The 15,279-nt window shown below is 60.7% G+C and carries 17 protein-coding genes; 7 read left to right on the top strand and 10 right to left on the bottom strand.

Features of this window, described 5'->3' with window-relative positions; genetic code table 11:
- Positions 1-3 precede the first annotated feature (3 nt).
- Positions 4-1,254, top strand: coding sequence for a hypothetical protein (locus tag NANH_RS0107810; protein ID WP_027261519.1), 1,251 nt, complete (start codon positions 4-6; stop codon positions 1,252-1,254).
- Positions 1,251-2,603, top strand: coding sequence for a cytochrome P450 (locus NANH_RS0107805; protein ID WP_027261518.1), 1,353 nt, complete (start codon positions 1,251-1,253; stop codon positions 2,601-2,603). The genes NANH_RS0107810 and NANH_RS0107805 overlap by 4 nt, the downstream gene beginning before the upstream one ends.
- A gap of 377 nt (positions 2,604-2,980) precedes the next feature.
- Here the strand turns inward: NANH_RS0107805 and NANH_RS0107795 are convergent, their stop codons facing one another.
- The 3 genes from NANH_RS0107795 to NANH_RS0107785 all read right to left on the bottom strand — a co-directional run bounded on the left by NANH_RS0107795 (position 2,981) and on the right by NANH_RS0107785 (position 4,809).
- A complete protein-coding gene (locus NANH_RS0107795) occupies positions 2,981-3,802 on the bottom strand; it encodes an arginyltransferase (RefSeq protein WP_027261516.1) in 822 nt (273 codons plus the stop codon).
- A gap of 62 nt (positions 3,803-3,864) precedes the next feature.
- Positions 3,865-4,308, bottom strand: a complete 444-nt coding sequence (locus NANH_RS0107790) for an RDD family protein (protein WP_027261515.1) — start codon at positions 4,306-4,308, stop codon at positions 3,865-3,867.
- Between the two features lie 84 nt (positions 4,309-4,392).
- Positions 4,393-4,809, bottom strand: coding sequence for a DUF2852 domain-containing protein (locus NANH_RS0107785; RefSeq protein WP_027261514.1), 417 nt, complete (start codon positions 4,807-4,809; stop codon positions 4,393-4,395).
- A 314-nt stretch (positions 4,810-5,123) separates the two neighbouring features.
- Between NANH_RS0107785 and NANH_RS29790 the strand changes: the two genes are divergently transcribed.
- Together NANH_RS29790 and NANH_RS0107780 are read left to right on the top strand one after the other, a co-directional pair.
- Positions 5,124-5,489 carry a transposase gene (locus NANH_RS29790; RefSeq protein ID WP_081710441.1) on the top strand — a complete coding sequence of 122 codons (366 nt, stop codon included), beginning with the start codon at positions 5,124-5,126 and terminating at the stop codon, positions 5,487-5,489.
- A 364-nt stretch (positions 5,490-5,853) separates the two neighbouring features.
- Positions 5,854-7,215, top strand: a complete 1,362-nt coding sequence (locus NANH_RS0107780; RefSeq protein WP_027261513.1) for an MATE family efflux transporter — start codon at positions 5,854-5,856, stop codon at positions 7,213-7,215.
- Between the two features lie 88 nt (positions 7,216-7,303).
- On the opposite strand, the gene NANH_RS0107775 is transcribed toward NANH_RS0107780, so the two are convergent.
- Genes NANH_RS0107775 through NANH_RS0107765 form a run of 3 tightly spaced genes read right to left on the bottom strand, consistent with a single transcriptional unit; the run spans position 7,304 to position 9,032 of the window.
- A complete protein-coding gene (locus NANH_RS0107775; protein WP_027261512.1) occupies positions 7,304-7,708 on the bottom strand; it encodes a hypothetical protein in 405 nt (134 codons plus the stop codon).
- Positions 7,705-7,833, bottom strand: coding sequence for a hypothetical protein (locus NANH_RS29570; protein WP_281171013.1), 129 nt, complete (start codon positions 7,831-7,833; stop codon positions 7,705-7,707). Before NANH_RS29570 ends, NANH_RS0107775 begins: the two co-directional genes overlap by 4 nt.
- Entirely contained in the window at positions 7,830-9,032 is a 1,203-nt protein-coding gene (locus NANH_RS0107765) for a pyridoxal phosphate-dependent aminotransferase (RefSeq protein WP_027261511.1), read from the bottom strand. The genes NANH_RS29570 and NANH_RS0107765 overlap by 4 nt, the downstream gene beginning before the upstream one ends.
- A gap of 92 nt (positions 9,033-9,124) precedes the next feature.
- On the opposite strand from NANH_RS0107765, the gene NANH_RS0107760 reads away from it, so the two are divergent.
- The 3 genes from NANH_RS0107760 (at position 9,125) to NANH_RS0107750 (ending at position 10,347) form a co-directional block, all read left to right on the top strand.
- Positions 9,125-9,520: a helix-turn-helix domain-containing protein gene (locus NANH_RS0107760; RefSeq protein WP_027261510.1), complete on the top strand. Its 396-nt coding sequence runs from the start codon at positions 9,125-9,127 to the stop codon at positions 9,518-9,520.
- Complete coding sequence (locus tag NANH_RS0107755; protein ID WP_027261509.1) at positions 9,517-9,777, top strand: succinate dehydrogenase assembly factor 2; 261 nt, start codon at positions 9,517-9,519, stop codon at positions 9,775-9,777. Before NANH_RS0107760 ends, NANH_RS0107755 begins: the two co-directional genes overlap by 4 nt.
- A gap of 72 nt (positions 9,778-9,849) precedes the next feature.
- Entirely contained in the window at positions 9,850-10,347 is a 498-nt protein-coding gene (locus tag NANH_RS0107750) for a MarR family winged helix-turn-helix transcriptional regulator (protein ID WP_407694818.1), read from the top strand.
- A 1,265-nt stretch (positions 10,348-11,612) separates the two neighbouring features.
- On the opposite strand, the gene NANH_RS0107745 is transcribed toward NANH_RS0107750, so the two are convergent.
- The 4 genes from NANH_RS0107745 to NANH_RS25770 form a co-directional block, all read right to left on the bottom strand.
- Positions 11,613-12,287 (bottom strand): DUF1194 domain-containing protein, encoded by a 675-nt coding sequence (locus NANH_RS0107745; RefSeq protein WP_051372285.1) that lies wholly within the window; start codon positions 12,285-12,287, stop codon positions 11,613-11,615.
- Between the two features lie 51 nt (positions 12,288-12,338).
- Complete coding sequence (locus NANH_RS0107740) at positions 12,339-12,767, bottom strand: VOC family protein (protein WP_027261506.1); 429 nt, start codon at positions 12,765-12,767, stop codon at positions 12,339-12,341.
- A 69-nt stretch (positions 12,768-12,836) separates the two neighbouring features.
- Positions 12,837-14,273 carry a tetratricopeptide repeat protein gene (locus tag NANH_RS0107735; RefSeq protein ID WP_139236303.1) on the bottom strand — a complete coding sequence of 479 codons (1,437 nt, stop codon included), beginning with the start codon at positions 14,271-14,273 and terminating at the stop codon, positions 12,837-12,839.
- Between the two features lie 11 nt (positions 14,274-14,284).
- Entirely contained in the window at positions 14,285-15,175 is an 891-nt protein-coding gene (locus tag NANH_RS25770) for a hypothetical protein (RefSeq protein WP_074920549.1), read from the bottom strand.
- Positions 15,176-15,279: the final 104 nt, after the last annotated feature.

The raw sequence follows: 15,279 nt of genomic DNA, 5'->3' as shown, positions 1-15,279 counted from the left end.
GGAATGGGCAGCGAACCGCAACGGCAGGTGCATCGGCGCCGGGTGTTCTATATTCCCGGCTATGATCCGATTCCGCCGCGGCGCTATCGGGAATTGTATCGCAGAGAAGGTCTGAAACAGGCCGGAATTTCCGGATATAATATCGCTTTGAAGGCGAAATCGGGGTCCGGTCTGTACGGCTGGAGGGTTTCCGGTCGGATCGGGGATACAGCCACCGTCTGCCAGATCGATGTGCTGGTCTGGTCCGATATCGTGCGCAACAGCATGTCCAATTCGATTGCGGCGACCTATCTGCAACTGCTGCGCACCGCCTGGGTCTATGTTGCGTCGGGCACGTTTCGGCGGCTGATGTGGCTGCGCAAAGGGCCGGTGATTGCGGCGCTTTACCCGGTTGGAATGCTGCTGTTGCAGTTGATCCTGTCCCTTGTGGTGGGGATTCTGGCCGCATCCGCCCTGCGCGTGGCGGTTAGCACGGTCTGGCAGGGCGCAACCGCCGGCAGGGTCTTGCCTTTGGTTTCGGCTGTTCTGGTTCTGTTGGTGATGGTGTTGGTCCTGCGCTGGTTTCGGGCACAGGACGGTCGGTTGTATGCCTATTATCTGATGCATGACTATGCATTTACGGCCCACTCAAACGGTGCGAATCCGCCTGCACTGGAGACCCGCATCGGGCAATTCACCGATATCATCGCCAAAGCGCTGACGCAGGATGTGGATGAGGTGCTGATTGTCGGGCATTCTTCGGGCGCACATATCGGCATATCGGTTCTTGCCGACCTGATCCGCAGCGGCCGGGTGCCTAAGGACGGCCCGGCATTGTCTTTTCTGACGTTGGGGCAGGTGGTGCCCATGGTGTCGTTCCTGAAGGGCGCGCACCGGTTGCGTGCCGATCTGCGCTATCTTTCAACGCGGGACGAGCTGTTCTGGGTCGATGTCTCGGCCCCGGGCGATGGCTGTTCCTTTGCGCTCTGCGACCCGGTCGCGGTCAGCGGGGTTGCGCCCCCGGGCAAGAAATGGCCGCTGGTGATGTCGGCGGCGTTTACCCGGACCCTGTCGCCGGACCGCTGGGCCGAGCTGCGCTGGCGGTTCTTCCGTTTGCATTTTCAGTATCTTTGCGCATTTGACCGCCCGGGGGATTATGACTATTTCCGCATTACGGCGGGGCCGCGTACGTTGGCGGCGCGGTATGGTGGTCGCGCGCCGTCGCGGTCGCGCATCGATGTGGCCGCGTCAAAATATACTTCGGTCGCTGCATGAGGCCGCCAAAACCGTCTGCAAGGCCCGACAAGGTGTCGCTGTGGCGTTATGCGCGGCTGTTTCGCAAAGACCTGTTGTCGGCACAGCCCGCACGCCTGTACCGGGCCTGGATGGCAGAATTCCGCACCCCGTTCTTTCGGTCTTTCCTGTTGAACCAGCCGGAGCTGATCAAAACGGTGCTGCGTGAGCGGCCCGATGATTTCCCGAAATCCGGACGGATCAGCGAGGGTTTGCGACCGCTGTTGGGGGACTCGGTGTTCCTGACCAATGGAGAGATCTGGAAACGCCAGCGCCGGATCATCGACCCGGCGTTCGAAGGCGGGCGGTTGCGGGATACATTTCCAGCGATGCAGGCCGCGGCAACGGCAGCGGTTCAGCGCTTGGAGAAGGCGGATGGCGGCCCGTTGGAGATCGAGGAAGTGACCAGCCACGTCGCGGCGGATGTGATCTTTCGCACTCTGTTTTCGATCCCGATCGAACACGATCTGGCCACGCAGGCGTTCACCCAGTTTCGGGACTATCAGCGCAGCCAACCAATCCTCAACATCGCGGCCCTGGTGCCGATGCCACGTTGGATGCCGCGCTTTCATTCCCGCAAGACGCGCAAGACAGCACGGAAAATCCGCGCGCTGATCACCCAATTGACAACCCAACGGAGAGCCGAAATCGGGGACGGAACTGCTCCGGATGATCTGGCGACGAAAATCATGACCACGCCGGACCCGGAAACCGGAGCGTGTTTCAGCACCCGTGAAATGGTCGATCAGGTGGCGATCTTTTTCCTGGCCGGGCATGAAACCAGCGCATCGGCTCTGGCTTGGGCGTTGTACATGATGGCGCTGTATCCGGAGTGGCAGGATCGCGTTGCCGACGAGGCCGCAGTATTGCAAACAGATCCGGAATTTTCGGTGATGGCGCGGCTGAAACTCAGCCGGGATGTGTTTCGCGAGGTGCTGCGGCTGTACCCTCCGGTGCCGATGATGGTGCGCGAGGCGGATGGCCCGGAAAGGTTTCGCGACCGCGAGGTGCGCAAAGGCGCGCAGCTGGTCCTGAGCCCCTGGCATTTGCACCGCCATGAACGGCTGTGGGAGCGGCCAGACGAATTCGACCCGGATCGGTGGAACACTGAGAATGGCAAGCAGTGTCAGCGCACGGCCTATATTCCTTTTTCTGCCGGACCCAGAGTCTGTACCGGCGCGGGATTTGCCATGGTTGAAGGACCATTGATCCTGTCTACCCTGCTGCGGCGGTTTCGGTTTGCCCCGGTCAATGGGCGCGACCCGGTGCCGGTCGCCCATCTGACGGTCCGGTCTGCCGATGGGATCTGGTTGACCTTGCAGCGCCGCTGACGGGCGCTGACTGGCTCGGGTCCGCGTTCTGGCAGGAACGGGCCGGGGGTGTCATCGGCCCTGGGGCGTGCTGGAAAAGGAATTGAACGAAGCCGCCTGGCTCAAGTCCCAATGACCAAGGTTTTTGTCGGGAGGCTTTGAGGTTCTTGTTGCGATGCTCAGCCGATTTGAAGGACCGTCGCCTGCATCATGGCGCGCCGCGTCGGAGAGAGCGCCGGACAGGATCACTGTGCCAGCGTCGAACCCTGCGCCGGACCCCGCAGCCAAGACCTGTCGATGCCACGATTGCCATCATCGGCAAGCGAAAGATCGAAGCAAGAGTTTCAGCGCCGCACGCGCGTCACCGCACTGGCCGTCGCTTGCGGGATCTGGTCGGGTTAAAACCGTGTCGGGTGGCGGTCGGGCAAGCTGATATTGGCTACCTGTTCCGCAATCGGATCGGTCGACAACGGGTGTGTTTCCGCTGCGAATTCCCGAGGGTCGGCCATCTGTTTCCATTCGCCGCCGATATAGACCTCAAGGCCGGAAAAGTTGGCTTTGTATCCCATCTTTTGGCTGCCGGGCACCCAATAGCCCAGATAGACATAGGGCAATTTGGCGTTTCGGGCGATTTTGATGTGATCCAGGATCATGTGCGTGCCCAGGCTGTATTGTGGACGATCCGGGGCATAAAAGGAATAGACCATGCTCAGCCCATCCTCGAGCACGTCGGTCAGGCTGACGGCGATCAGATCGTCCGCCACAGGGTCGGAGTATTCGATGACGCGACTTCGGATCGGGGTCTCTTCGATCATCGCGGCAAATTCGAAAACATCCATGTCGGCCATGCCGCCATCAGCGTGACGGGCGTCCAGATAGCGGCGGAAAAGTTCGTATTGATCCTCGGTCGCCCAGGGCGATGTAGCCCGGCGCTGCAATTGATTGTTGCGCCGCGCGGTGCGCCGCTGGCTCTTGGAGGCAATGAACCGGGAGACGTCGATGCGGGCTGACAGACAGGCGGAGCATTCTGCGCAGGATGGGCGATACAGCACGTTCTGGGATCGCCGAAACCCTTGCTGCGACAGGCTGTTATTCAGCTTGTCCGCATTTTCACCCTGCAGCGAGGTGAACAGCTTACGCTCCATCCTGCCCTCAAGATAGGGGCAGGGCTGGGGTGCCGTCACATAGAATTGTGGCGCTATGGGCAAGGTGTGGCGCATTTGGGTTCCGTGGTTGCTCTGGAAAAGGATAGCAACCGATTCGGCATCCGCCAAGTACCGATTCAGGCGTTAATTGCAGCCCTGCGGTTCAAGGCGACGGTCCCAAGGAAGGCATCGGTCAATCCCTGGCCACGTGCGCTGGTCAGCATCATGACGATGGAAATGACCTGTAGGATGGGCAGCGCAATACTGATCGTATAGCCGGTGGTATGCGCCAGCGCCATCGGCATGTCCAGGCGCGTGCCCTCGGCGGAGCGGATCTCGATGCCGACAAATCGCATTCCCCAAGTCGCCGATCCATTTGCCAGGGTCACCACGCGATAGGCGAAACCGATGACCAGAACCAGCAAAGGCCACACAAAGGCACCAACAAAGGCGGTAAGGAGCACCGCAATCAGGCTGCCCGCGAGAATGACGAGCATGTCGATGATCCATGCGAGCAGCCGCTTGGTCGGCACCATGGCATAGAATTGGGGCTGACGGTCGGGGTCGGGCAGGTGAAACATCTTGGGCTCTTCCGGATCGATTGGGGAATGTTAATCACAAACACGTCGCCCCCGCAAACAAGCGGAGGCGGCGCAGGGTGGGCGTCAGGCGGATTCGTCGTCGCCGTGCGGTTTACGGGCACGTTCGTCCATGAACTGGTCGAATTCGGCCTTGTCCTTGGCTTCGCGCAGCCGCTCGAGAAAGGCTTCGAAATTGGTCTGTTCCTCTTCCAGGCGGCGCAGGGTTTCGGCCCGATAGGCGTCAAAGGCGCTGTTGCCGGTCGAAGACGACATGGTCATGCGGTTTTGTTTCCAGGACGTACGGGTGCAGGATTTTCCAAACATGCGTTTGCTCCAGATCATATAAAACAGAAGGGCCAGGCCGATGGGCCAGAAGAAGACGAAACCAAGGACCATCGCGGCGATCCACGCGCCCTTGCCTTTGCTGTCAAGCCAAGCTTCGCCACGGGAAAACCAGCCCTGGCGGGACGTGGCGGGGATGGGGTCGGACATCATGGTCATTGTCAGGTCTCTCCAGTTCAAGTGGTTGAGTTGTGATGTGAATGTCTTTCACATTACCAAGATTGGAGCTGTGTCTCGCATTTGCAAGGGTCAATGTGAATGTTTTTTACATTTCTTGTTTGCAGCTGTTGTCGCGCGGAACTTATTCTTTCAAACTTTGACAGAGATATTTGCAGCACACGGTTTTTTGGGCCGGATCCTGCGTGCGGGCCATCATGGGCACCGCTGCCGGGTCCGATTTTGGGCCGCGTTCAAAGATCGCCCAAAGGGTCTGAAAAGCCTTCCTGGTGCCGCAGACCGGCGCAGGATGCCAGATGTCAGGCGATGAACCGCATTGTCCCCTTCCTTTGTTTTCATCGCAAGCGTTGCCTGGTTCCCGCCGTTCTGAAGGCTGCGTGATCTGCAGGTCCGTTTCCGAGTGTGGACCTGGAAGGGAGACAGCGTTGTTAGGACATATAGAGCATCATATTGAGGCCAGCGGCCGCATGGAGGTTCCGGCTGGACCGTCTGGAAAGCGGTGCCGCTCTGACAAGCGCAAGGGCCGTGTTGTGGCGGAAACGCCGGTGCCGGGCCTGTCGGTCAATAAAGTCACCCGGCGGCACGATTTGCGGCCCCATCGTTTGATTTCGTGGCGCCGGTTGGCGACGGACGGTAAAAGGACCGTTCCGGTTCTGGCGTGAGCTGCGTTTGCTCCTGTCGCGATCGAACCCTTGGCCGCGCCGCCAGCGGCTGCACCTGACGGGATTATTGGTATTATCCATGGCGAGGTCATTGTCCGACGGCTGGAGCCGCGGGTTTCGGTGTCCTGCACGGATGAGAGCAGATCGGCCCCTTGGCCCGTTTCCGCTTCGTCCACGCGGGGATATCTCTGCCCCATGACGGTCAGGCTGCGGATTTGGGCTGGCGGGGAAGTGATCGCAATGGAGGGATGTCTGTATCGCAACCGTGAGATCCCGTGCCTTCAGGCGGTTCCCCAGACGGCACCGCCAGGGCTGTGGATGCTGGCTCTTGCCGGGGGTGGATATTGCGCCTAGGGATTTGCGCATGCGTGATGTGATGACATATGCGGGCCATATGCGGGCTATCCTGGTGTTGGGCCTGCCGTTGATCGGCGGGCATCTGGCACAGTTCGCCATCGGGTTGACCGATACGGTGATGCTGGGCTGGTACGGCGTCGCGGAACTGGCGGCGGTAACGCTGGCCAGCAGCTATTTTTTCGTGCTGTTCATCCTTGGGGCGGGGTTTGCGCTGGCCGTGATGCCGATGGTGGCGGCGGCCCATGCCAGCGGCGATAGCACAAGCGTACGACGGATCACGCGCATGGGGCTGTGGTTGTCGCTGGTCTATGGTGTTCTGGCAATGCCGTTCATGATCTGGGCCGGACAGATTCTGCAGGTCTTGGGCCAGAGCGAAGAGGTTTCGGTCTTGGCCGCCAGCTATTTGCGCCTGGCGGGCTGGGGGGTGTTCCCGGCACTGCTGGTCATGGTGCTCAAGTCCTATCTGGCGGCGTTGGAACGGACACAGGTGGTTTTGTGGATCACCTTGCTGGCGGCGCTGACCAATGGGCTGATGAACTATGCCCTGATCTTTGGCAACTGGGGCGCTCCCGAACTGGGGATTGTCGGCGCGGCGATCGCGTCGGTGATGACCCAACTGGTGTCGCTGGTGGCAGTGGTCGCTTATGCGGTGACCGCCTTGCCGGAACACCGGATGTTCCAACGTTTTTGGCGACCCGATTGGGAAATGTTGGGTCGGGTGTTCCGTCTGGGTTTTCCGATCGGTTTGACCACGGTCAGCGAAGTCAGCCTGTTTTCGGCGTCGGCTCTGATGATGGGGTGGTTGGGGACAATCCCGCTGGCGGCCCACGGTATCGTGGTGGCCGTGGCTTCGGCCACCTTCATGGTTCATCTGGGGCTGAGCAACGTGGCGACGATCCGGGCCGGGAACGCCTATGGGCTGCAGGATCGCACGCACATGGCCCGGGGTGCCGTGGTGGTGACGGCGCTGTCGCTGGGCTTTGCCGCGGTGACCGTGGCGGGGTTTCTGCTGTTTCCCGAACCGGTCCTGGCGCTGTTTCTTGAGGCGGATAACCCGCACCGGGCCGAAATCCTGACGATTGGTGTCGGATTGCTGGCGACGGCGGCATTGTTTCAACTGGTGGACGGGGCGCAGGCCATTGCGTTGGGAATGCTGCGCGGTGTGCAGGATACGCAGGTGCCGATGCTGATGGCCGCCTTGTCGTATTGGGTGGTGGGGATACCGACCTCGTATCTTCTGGGCTTCACTTTGGGGCTGGGAGGGGTCGGCGTGTGGCTGGGGCTGGTGGTTGGGCTGGCCTGTGCGGCGGTGTTCCTGATGGCACGTTTCTGGGGCCAGGCCATTGGCAGGATCGGCCAGCTTGTCTGACGACCGCAGGGTTCGATCGGATGGTTTGTCGATTGTTCAGGACGGCACCAGGGCCGGTTTGTCCGGATTGCGGTGAATGGCGGGTCTGTCAGCCCTCTTGCGGCAGGCGTTCGGATTTCTTGCGGACCAGAACGGTGCGCAGATCGTGCATCGCCAGAAGCAAATCATCGGTCACCTGGTCCAGTTCATCGTCACCGGCCCGGGTCTGGGCCCAATGAGCGGTCATGTTGAGGTAATCCACCGCCCGGTGAATGTCGTCGATATCGCGGCGGGCCAGCACCTCGCGCCGCTTGCTCATCCACTTCTCGATTTCTGAGATTTCCGCCTTTGACAGATTGTGCTGACCATGGGGTTTGATCTCGCCATTGCGGATGTTGACGACGGCAACCTGCTTCATCTCGGTCCGGCGCTGCCGGTTTTGGGCGTCGATCCGGAACACGAAAGCGCCGTTTTCACGGACGCGGAAATAGTATTCGGGCAGATCTGGGGTCATTCACTTTCTCCGGTTCCGGTCGCGCGCCATTCGGGGTCGATCAGCGCGAACATGCGCGGCGCGTCGGGCAAAGTGAAAGATGCCGTCAGCCGCACGAACGCACCGCTGATCCGTCTGCCGGTCATGTCAGGGCAGCGCAGAAGGTCTGTATCCGTCGGCAGGCTTCGGTCAGGGCCTCGTCCGAGGTGGCATAGCTGATCCGAAAATTGGGCGACAGACCGAAGGCCGCGCCAAAGACGACGGCGACGCCGGTTTCTTCCAGCAGGGCGGTGGCAAACGTTTCGTCATCGGCGATCACCGTGCCCGCCGGTGACGTCGTGCCAATCAGACCGGCGATGGAGGGATAGACATAGAATGCCCCCTCGGGCGTTGGGCAGGTTACGCCGTCGATGTCGTTCAGCATCGAAAGCACCAGATCGCGGCGCCGTTGGAACACGGTGTTGTTGGTTGGCAGGAAATCCTGGGGGCCGTTCAGCGCCTCGACCGCCGCCCATTGGCTGACGGAACAAGGGTTGCTGGTGCTCTGGCTCTGAATCTTGCGCATGGCGGCAATCAGGGGCTGTGGCCCGGCGGCATAGCCGATACGCCAGCCAGTCATCGCATAGGCCTTGGAAACGCCATTGCAGGTCAGGGTGCGCTCATACAGGGCCGGTTCAACCTGTGCGGGGGTGCAAAAGCGGAAATCGTCATAGGCCAGATGTTCATACATATCGTCGGTCATGACCCAGACATGGGGGTGGCGTATCAGCACATCGGTCAAAGCCTTGAGTTCGTCATGCGAATAGCCCGCCCCGGTGGGGTTGCTGGGCGAGTTGAAGATGAACCATTTGGTCTTTGGTGTGATCGCCGCCTCAAGCTGGTCGGCAGTCAGTTTGAAGCCGGTTTGCAGGGACGTCTCTGCAATCACCGGCTCGCCGCCCGCCAGCAGCACCATATCGGGATAGCTGACCCAATAGGGCGCAGGGATCACCACCTCGTCGCCGGGATTCAGTGTCGCGACAAGCGCATTGTACAGGATCTGTTTGCCACCGGTGCCGACGCTGACCTGATCGGGCGTATAGGACAGACTGTTGTCGCGCAGGAATTTGGCGCAGATCGCCTGTTTCAGTTCGGCGATACCGTCAACGGCGGTGTATTTGGTCTTGCCGGCCTGAATGGCGGCGATGGCGGCGGCCTTGATATTGTCGGGCGTGTCAAAATCGGGTTCGCCCGCGCCCAGCCCGATTACGTCGCGCCCGGCTTCTTTCAACTCGCGCGCCTTGTTGGTGACGGCGATGGTCGGGGACGGTTTGACGCGCGACAGTGTCGCAGACAGGAAAGTCATGAAGGCCTCGGTTTGTATGTTCTACTCAACTGTCATAAGGTGCTGCCGATTGCCGATCAAGCGACATTGAGCACCCCCTGAGGAGAGCAACCATGACCGACGAGAACACTGACTGGTTTGGACCGGATTCCGCCACATTCGGCGACCGTGTGGCCGGGGCGCGCGAGGCGTCCGGGATGACCCAGACCCAGCTGGCCCGACGGTTGGGAATCAAAAAGGCAACGCTGACCGGCTGGGAAAACGACATGTCCGAGCCGCGTGCGAACAAGCTTTCGATGCTGGCGGGTTTGCTGAATGTTTCGATCGTGTGGCTGCTGACCGGCGAGGGCGAGGGCGCTCTGGGTCCCGAGGGCAGTGCCGGGGCAGGATCGGACTTTGGCGAGGTCCTCGCTGAATTGCGCGAGATCCGGGCCGCAATGCGCACCAATGCCGAACGCGCCGCACTGGTGGAAAAGAAACTGCGGCTTCTGGTTCAGAGCGACGCATGAGCGAGTCCCACGGCGACCGCCTGAAGCGGCTGACGATGCGGTCGATGCGGCGTGGGATCAAGGAGATGGACCTGATCCTGTCGGCCTATGCCGCTTCCAATCTGGCCCAGATGGATTCGGCCGGTCTGGATCGCTACGATGCCCTGTTGGAAGAGAATGACCAGGACCTTTACCAATGGGTGACGGGCCAGGTCGCCGCGCCGAACGTCTTTGCGGATTTGATCCGTGACATATCGCAAACGTTTCAAAAACAATAATAATTCGGTTTAACTGATTATTCGGCTTTTCCAGTCAATCTCTGATCTGAGCAGATCGAGTCGGAGAGATAGATGAGTATGGAAATGCAAGTGGGTCCCGTGACCCGTAAGGGGTTCATGACCGGTTACCTGGAAGCGCTGGCGCTGGTCGAGCGGTTGCATCGCTTGCTGCTGGATGTGATCAAGGACGAATTCGAACGGGTTGGCGTGTTGGAGATCAATGCCGTTCAGGCATTGCTGTTGTTCAACATCGGTGAAAACGAGGTGACCGCCGGCGAGCTGAAAAGTCGCGGTTACTATCAGGGCAGCAATGTCAGCTATAACCTCAAGAAGCTGGTCGAAATGGGCTATATGCATCATCAGAGATGCGAGATCGACCGCCGCTCGGTCCGGGTCAAATTGACCCCGCGCGGACGAGAAATTCGCGACGTGGTCGAAGGGCTCTTTGCGCGCCATGCCGAGGGTCTGGAAGGCAAGGGTGTGATCAGCGCCGATGGGATTGAGGATATCACCGGCGCGCTGAAGCGGATGGAGCGGTACTGGACCGACCAGATCAGGTACATTTACTGACCTGCCGGCGGTGGGCCAGGGACCAGATGCATCAGGTTTTCGAGCAGGGCGGACCGAACCGGGTCCGTAAGGGTGCGGACCAGGCAGTCCGCGCCCATTTTACAACCCGCCGCCGAGGTCGGCTTGTTCGACTGTGGACGGGGGCTGCGGCGGAACCGGCGCAGTCGGGCAGGGGACAAATGCGATACTCGGATCCCCCCCGCGACCCGGGGTGCATCTTGTAGATGCATCACAGCTGAGTACGCTCTGAACAGATTCTATCTTGCTTATTTCAATTTTAAGCCGGCTGATTCCGTTAAGTGAGTATTGCAGCGTCTCGTGAGATTTCGGCACCGAGCCTGCAAATTGGAGCCGCCACGTGAAGCTAAGGGAACTGTCCAGAACAAGACAACCTGCTGCACGCCCGCCCGATCGAGATGATCGACATGCGTCACGCGCTGGCAAAGCGCGCCGCTCTGACCGACCGGGAGCTTTGCGAGCGGGAATGGGCCGGATTTTTCCGTCTCACATCGTTCGCCCGACGACCTTGACGCGGCGGGTCGCAAGCCTCCTTTGTCTGCAACATGCCTATGCGCTCTCGGACGAGACGGCCGTGGCACGGTGGCCGAGAACCGTATTGGCAACATTTTCGCGGTAAGACGTTCTTCTGGAAGCTGACCCGGACGAGGTCGAGCGGGCAACACGCTGGTGTGAAGACGGACGCGGATACCGCCGTCCTGGAGAAGACCATTGCCCCGCCCCGGTGATTGCATGCGATCATCCGTCGGCAATGGATGTCGGCTGTATGAAACGGTCCGACGCAAGTTGGCCGAACTGGCCCGTGAGGCCCGGACTACGCTTTGCCAGAACAACACTCGCCGCGCGCCGCGGCTGGCCTGACCGGGTCGGGGGCTTTGCCCATGTCCGCCAGTCCAAGCGGATGCGCAGGGTGTGCACCGGTCGGGTGCTGTGCGACACCTAACGCCAACTGGCGGGGACGCTGCGGGCGTGCTTGCACCGGATCCTCTGGCCGCTCATCCGGCTCGGTCGGATCGACAATGCAGAAATGATGGCCCGGGGGCCGCTTCAAATCGCCGGCATGCCAGCTTGAAACCGTTGCTCAGCGCGGACGGGAGAGTGATTTTGAACTCCAGTGCAGTCTTAACCATGGCTTGCAAGCTCTCGATGACCGAGGCCTCAAAAGGTTCACAGTGCACCGAATTCGATCTGACCGCGATCTCCCGCGCGGGTGGGTTTCTTCGCGGTGATCCTTGCCAGGTGGCGTGTTATCCCGGAGCATTAAGGTCAGGGGGGATCGGAGCGCCAATCACCCGAACGGTCAGTTCGCGCTCCAGCTTACGGCGCATCGCGCGTTCGAAATCCTCAAACCCCTGTGCAACTTCGAGAAATGCTCCGGCACCGTGCAGAACGTGATCGCGGTAAAATTCAATCAGCGAAACCTCGGCTTCGAACTCGGCGGCATTCACCACCAGCCCGTTCACCGTCACTCCGGCAAATGGAAACTCGGCATATGCGTTAGCGGGTGGAAATCCTTCGTTATTTTTGCCGTCACCGGAAATGTCGATCGTCCGAAACAGGCAGGGCGGTGCGCGGCGCATCACCCCCGCACCGTACCCCAAGGCAAAGCCCATGGCAGTTGGGTATTCGGTCTGGCTGCGTTGCGTCCGTGCGATGGTTTCCGCGGCATCGAGCAACGCGGCCGGGCTGTCTATGAGGTGCCAATCCAGGATCAGTTCCTGGTTGTGCCTGCCGCTCCATTCATAGGCGGACAGGGCCACCGGAAGGTCGCTCGCAAAAAAGGCCCGGCGGACTTCGGGGGCGATCAGCGCGGCGGCCAGACCGTCACGCTGAAGTGTATATTCCTGCGCGTCCACAGAAGACGAGACGTCCAGTGCCAGCACCAGCGCAAGCCGACAGTCCGCTGCAACCGGCGTGGACATAAGCGTGCTCAGAGCAATCGCGGATATGCCTCGGGCGCTGGCCACCGGGCGCTACCAGTGGCCGGTGTTTCCCATGCTGGCCCAGGGCTCGGACGCTGGCAGCGACTCGCCCTTTTGCAGCAGTTCGATCGAGACATTGTCAGGGCTGCGCACAAAGGCCATATGCCCGTCGCGCGGCGGCCGGTTGATGATGACGCCATTGTCCATCAGATGCTGGCAGGTCTCGTAGATGTTGTCGACCTCATAGGCGAGATGGCCGAAGTGGCGGCTGTCGCTGGGCAACCCTTCGTCGCCGTCCCAGTTATAGGTCAGCTCGATCGGGCAGTCTTCCTGTCCCGGTGGGGCCAGAAAGACCAGGGTAAAGCGCCCCTGCTCGCTGTCGTAATGGCGGGTTTTCTTCAGGCCCAGCAGTTCGAAAAAGGCGGTGGATTTATCCAGATTGGCGACACGCACCATGGTGTGCAGATATTTGATGGTCATTGTACCCTCCGTTCTGGCCCGGACCTTAGCATTTTGGGCAGGGGGGGCCAGTGCCACAGGACCTTCCGGTTAGAATTTCGAGCCCACACCCAGCGAGACTGACACCTCCTGCGAGGAGAACCGGCTGAAGTTTGAGTTCTTTTGTCCGGTCCGGAGGCGCAGGATGGGAACAAAGCCGGCATAATCATAGCGCTCGAAGATCAGGCTGATGTCGCCATAGGCGGATGTGTCGGTGCGTTGGGTTGGCGGGAGAAACAGGCTTGCAACAAATTGGTCATACCGGGTGTAGCCCACTACCAACCCCATCGACAGGCGGGCAGGGCCCAGGGTGCGGCCCAATGTATAGCTCGCACGTATCGAAGCCGAGGAATAGCTGCCGTTCGGGCTTGCCGCATTGGCATCGCGCAAAGCCATCTGCAGACCGATAATGCCGCCATTGTCCAGTTCGGTTCCGAATTCGGCCCCTAACCCCAGGATGCGGGCATCGTTGGCGGTGTATGACGCCCGATAACGCTGTTCCGCGTTGGCGCGCAATTGTAGGTGGCCGTTGCTGCCCAATGCCCAGCCGCGCCGACCTTCCAGCCGCGCAAACTGATAGCTGCGCGCGCCGCCGTACCAACTGTCGCCCAGAGCGAATTCAACCGCGGCACTGCCGCTTTGGCCCGCACTGCCGATGGCAAAGGCATGGGTCATCGACAGTTCGCCATAGGTCGACCCAAAGTCCGATCCGGTCGCGTGAGGCGCCAGTTCCTTGGCTTCCGAGGACAGTGCGACGCGCTCGATGTACAGTCGCGCGCCCAGTGAGGTGGCGCTGTTGGCATCGCTGCGCAGCCGATAGGACGGCGCCAGGTCCAGCGAGGCGATCAGACCGGACAGCGCCAGTGCGGAGCTGTCGATTGTGCCGCCGTCCGGCACGCCGTCGATGATGTTCAGCGAGGTGTCGGTGCCATTGTTGACGTTGTTTGACGGACGCATATCTGTACGGATGCGAAGCGACCATGGGTTGACTTTTCGCAGCAGGCGATAGTCTCGCGCCACACGTTCTTCGTCGCGTTCCGTTGGGGCGTGGATGGCGGTGCGGCGCAGCCACAGCTGGGACAGGCTGTAACGATCCGCCTGAAATGCCATCTGGGAGGCCAGTTGCGCGGCTTCGAACCGGGCCGGGCCGCTATCGGCAAAGCGATAGGACAGCGCCGCTGCGCGCCGCGCCAGATCAGGATCGCCCAATCGGGCATGCGCCCTGGCAAGAATGTAGTAGATCAGCGGATCTTCGGGGGTGGCCTTGAGCAATTCCTTGGACAGCAGAATGGCTGTTCCCGGATCGCCATTCTCCAACGCTGCGATTGCAAGATTTCGGGCCTGACCGAGATCCAATTCGATGCGATCTGACGTTTGTGCCGCCGCTTGCTGGCAGGCCATTGCGAGCAGGCTGACGGCAAGGATCGCGGCATGCAGCCATCGTCGCGGCGGGTATAGAGATGGGGGCAGGGCGTGCAGGGTCGGCATTGACCGGCCCGTCAGTTGCTGCGCTCCAGCACGAAGATTCCGTATTCTTCCTCGTCGTCCAGACCATCGACGTGATCTTTGACATACAGCCCGCCGGCAACGGCGTTGGAGTCCACGCCGCCAAAGGTACCGCCATATTCGCCCTTGGATTGATGTGAGACAGTGATGTCGCCAGCGAACGTGCCATCATCGGCGATGTCCGTAGGTGCGATTTCCAGATCGGGAAGAGCCATTCCGGCAGCGACATAGGTGCGGTCGTAGACTGTCCCCTTGACGCGGTTGGTGGAAAAGTCAGCATTGATCCGGGCCTGCCCATGAACCCGAGCCGCCTGGCGCGGCGTAAGAGCGGGGGCCGTGCCGGGCGGAACCGGAAGCAGGGCGTTGCCATTGTCGGGATAGTTCATCAGCCCGACATATTCGCCATCATAACGCACATCGGCATTCTGATCGTTGGCCCCCGGGCGGTCATACGATCCCGATCGGGAATAAGACGCACCGCCGTTGAAATAGCCGTTCAAACCGCCAGTGACCACCAACACGCCCTGAGCGCCGTTAACGTCGCGGGCGTAGGCGGTGGAATGGGTGTTCAGGGCGTCGGGCTGGCGGGTGAATGCCTGATATTGCCCCCCCGGCGAGTCCAGCGCGGCATTGCGATCATAGCCCACCGGCAAGGGTGTGCCATTAAAGGCGACACCGGTTACGACAAGGACCGAATTGTTCGGATCGTTGGGGTCCGGCACAAATGTGGCTGCGTCCAGATCTCCGGCCACGGATTCCACGATGGGCGCGCCCGGCGTGCCGGGACCTCCGGGTTCCGGATCGGTCTCCTCGAGAAACGGGTTGCTTCCGCTACAGGCTGACACAGCGCATGCCGTCAGGATACCGTACCAAGTCCGTTTCATATTTGTTGCCCTTGCATCGCCGTTTTTTCCCAAGCCTTGGGTGGGTGGTAGACGAAGTCAACGATAATACACGTTAAAGGAGAATTAACCGTGAATGTGTTGCG

Origin of the sequence: Sedimentitalea nanhaiensis DSM 24252 (assembly GCF_000473225.1) — a bacterium.
Lineage (GTDB): Bacteria > Pseudomonadota > Alphaproteobacteria > Rhodobacterales > Rhodobacteraceae > Sedimentitalea > Sedimentitalea nanhaiensis.
This window is presented reverse-complemented; position numbering and strand designations above follow the sequence as displayed.

Coding starts and splice junctions, on each gene's coding strand:
- NANH_RS0107750 (WP_407694818.1), top strand. CDS start 9,850: ATGAGTATGGAAATGCAAGTGGGTCCCGTGACCCGTAAGGGGTTCATG.
- NANH_RS25770 (WP_074920549.1), bottom strand. CDS start 15,175: ATGAAACGGACTTGGTACGGTATCCTGACGGCATGCGCTGTGTCAGCC.
- NANH_RS0107735 (WP_139236303.1), bottom strand. CDS start 14,273: ATGCCGACCCTGCACGCCCTGCCCCCATCTCTATACCCGCCGCGACGA.
- NANH_RS0107780 (WP_027261513.1), top strand. CDS start 5,854: ATGCGTGATGTGATGACATATGCGGGCCATATGCGGGCTATCCTGGTG.
- NANH_RS29570 (WP_281171013.1), bottom strand. CDS start 7,833: ATGACCGGCAGACGGATCAGCGGTGCGTTCGTGCGGCTGACGGCATCT.
- NANH_RS0107760 (WP_027261510.1), top strand. CDS start 9,125: ATGACCGACGAGAACACTGACTGGTTTGGACCGGATTCCGCCACATTC.
- NANH_RS0107740 (WP_027261506.1), bottom strand. CDS start 12,767: ATGACCATCAAATATCTGCACACCATGGTGCGTGTCGCCAATCTGGAT.
- NANH_RS0107765 (WP_027261511.1), bottom strand. CDS start 9,032: ATGACTTTCCTGTCTGCGACACTGTCGCGCGTCAAACCGTCCCCGACC.
- NANH_RS29790 (WP_081710441.1), top strand. CDS start 5,124: ATGTCAGGCGATGAACCGCATTGTCCCCTTCCTTTGTTTTCATCGCAA.
- NANH_RS0107745 (WP_051372285.1), bottom strand. CDS start 12,287: ATGTCCACGCCGGTTGCAGCGGACTGTCGGCTTGCGCTGGTGCTGGCA.
- NANH_RS0107755 (WP_027261509.1), top strand. CDS start 9,517: ATGAGCGAGTCCCACGGCGACCGCCTGAAGCGGCTGACGATGCGGTCG.
- NANH_RS0107785 (WP_027261514.1), bottom strand. CDS start 4,809: ATGACCATGATGTCCGACCCCATCCCCGCCACGTCCCGCCAGGGCTGG.
- NANH_RS0107805 (WP_027261518.1), top strand. CDS start 1,251: ATGAGGCCGCCAAAACCGTCTGCAAGGCCCGACAAGGTGTCGCTGTGG.
- NANH_RS0107775 (WP_027261512.1), bottom strand. CDS start 7,708: ATGACCCCAGATCTGCCCGAATACTATTTCCGCGTCCGTGAAAACGGC.
- NANH_RS0107790 (WP_027261515.1), bottom strand. CDS start 4,308: ATGTTTCACCTGCCCGACCCCGACCGTCAGCCCCAATTCTATGCCATG.
- NANH_RS0107810 (WP_027261519.1), top strand. CDS start 4: ATGGGCAGCGAACCGCAACGGCAGGTGCATCGGCGCCGGGTGTTCTAT.
- NANH_RS0107795 (WP_027261516.1), bottom strand. CDS start 3,802: ATGCGCCACACCTTGCCCATAGCGCCACAATTCTATGTGACGGCACCC.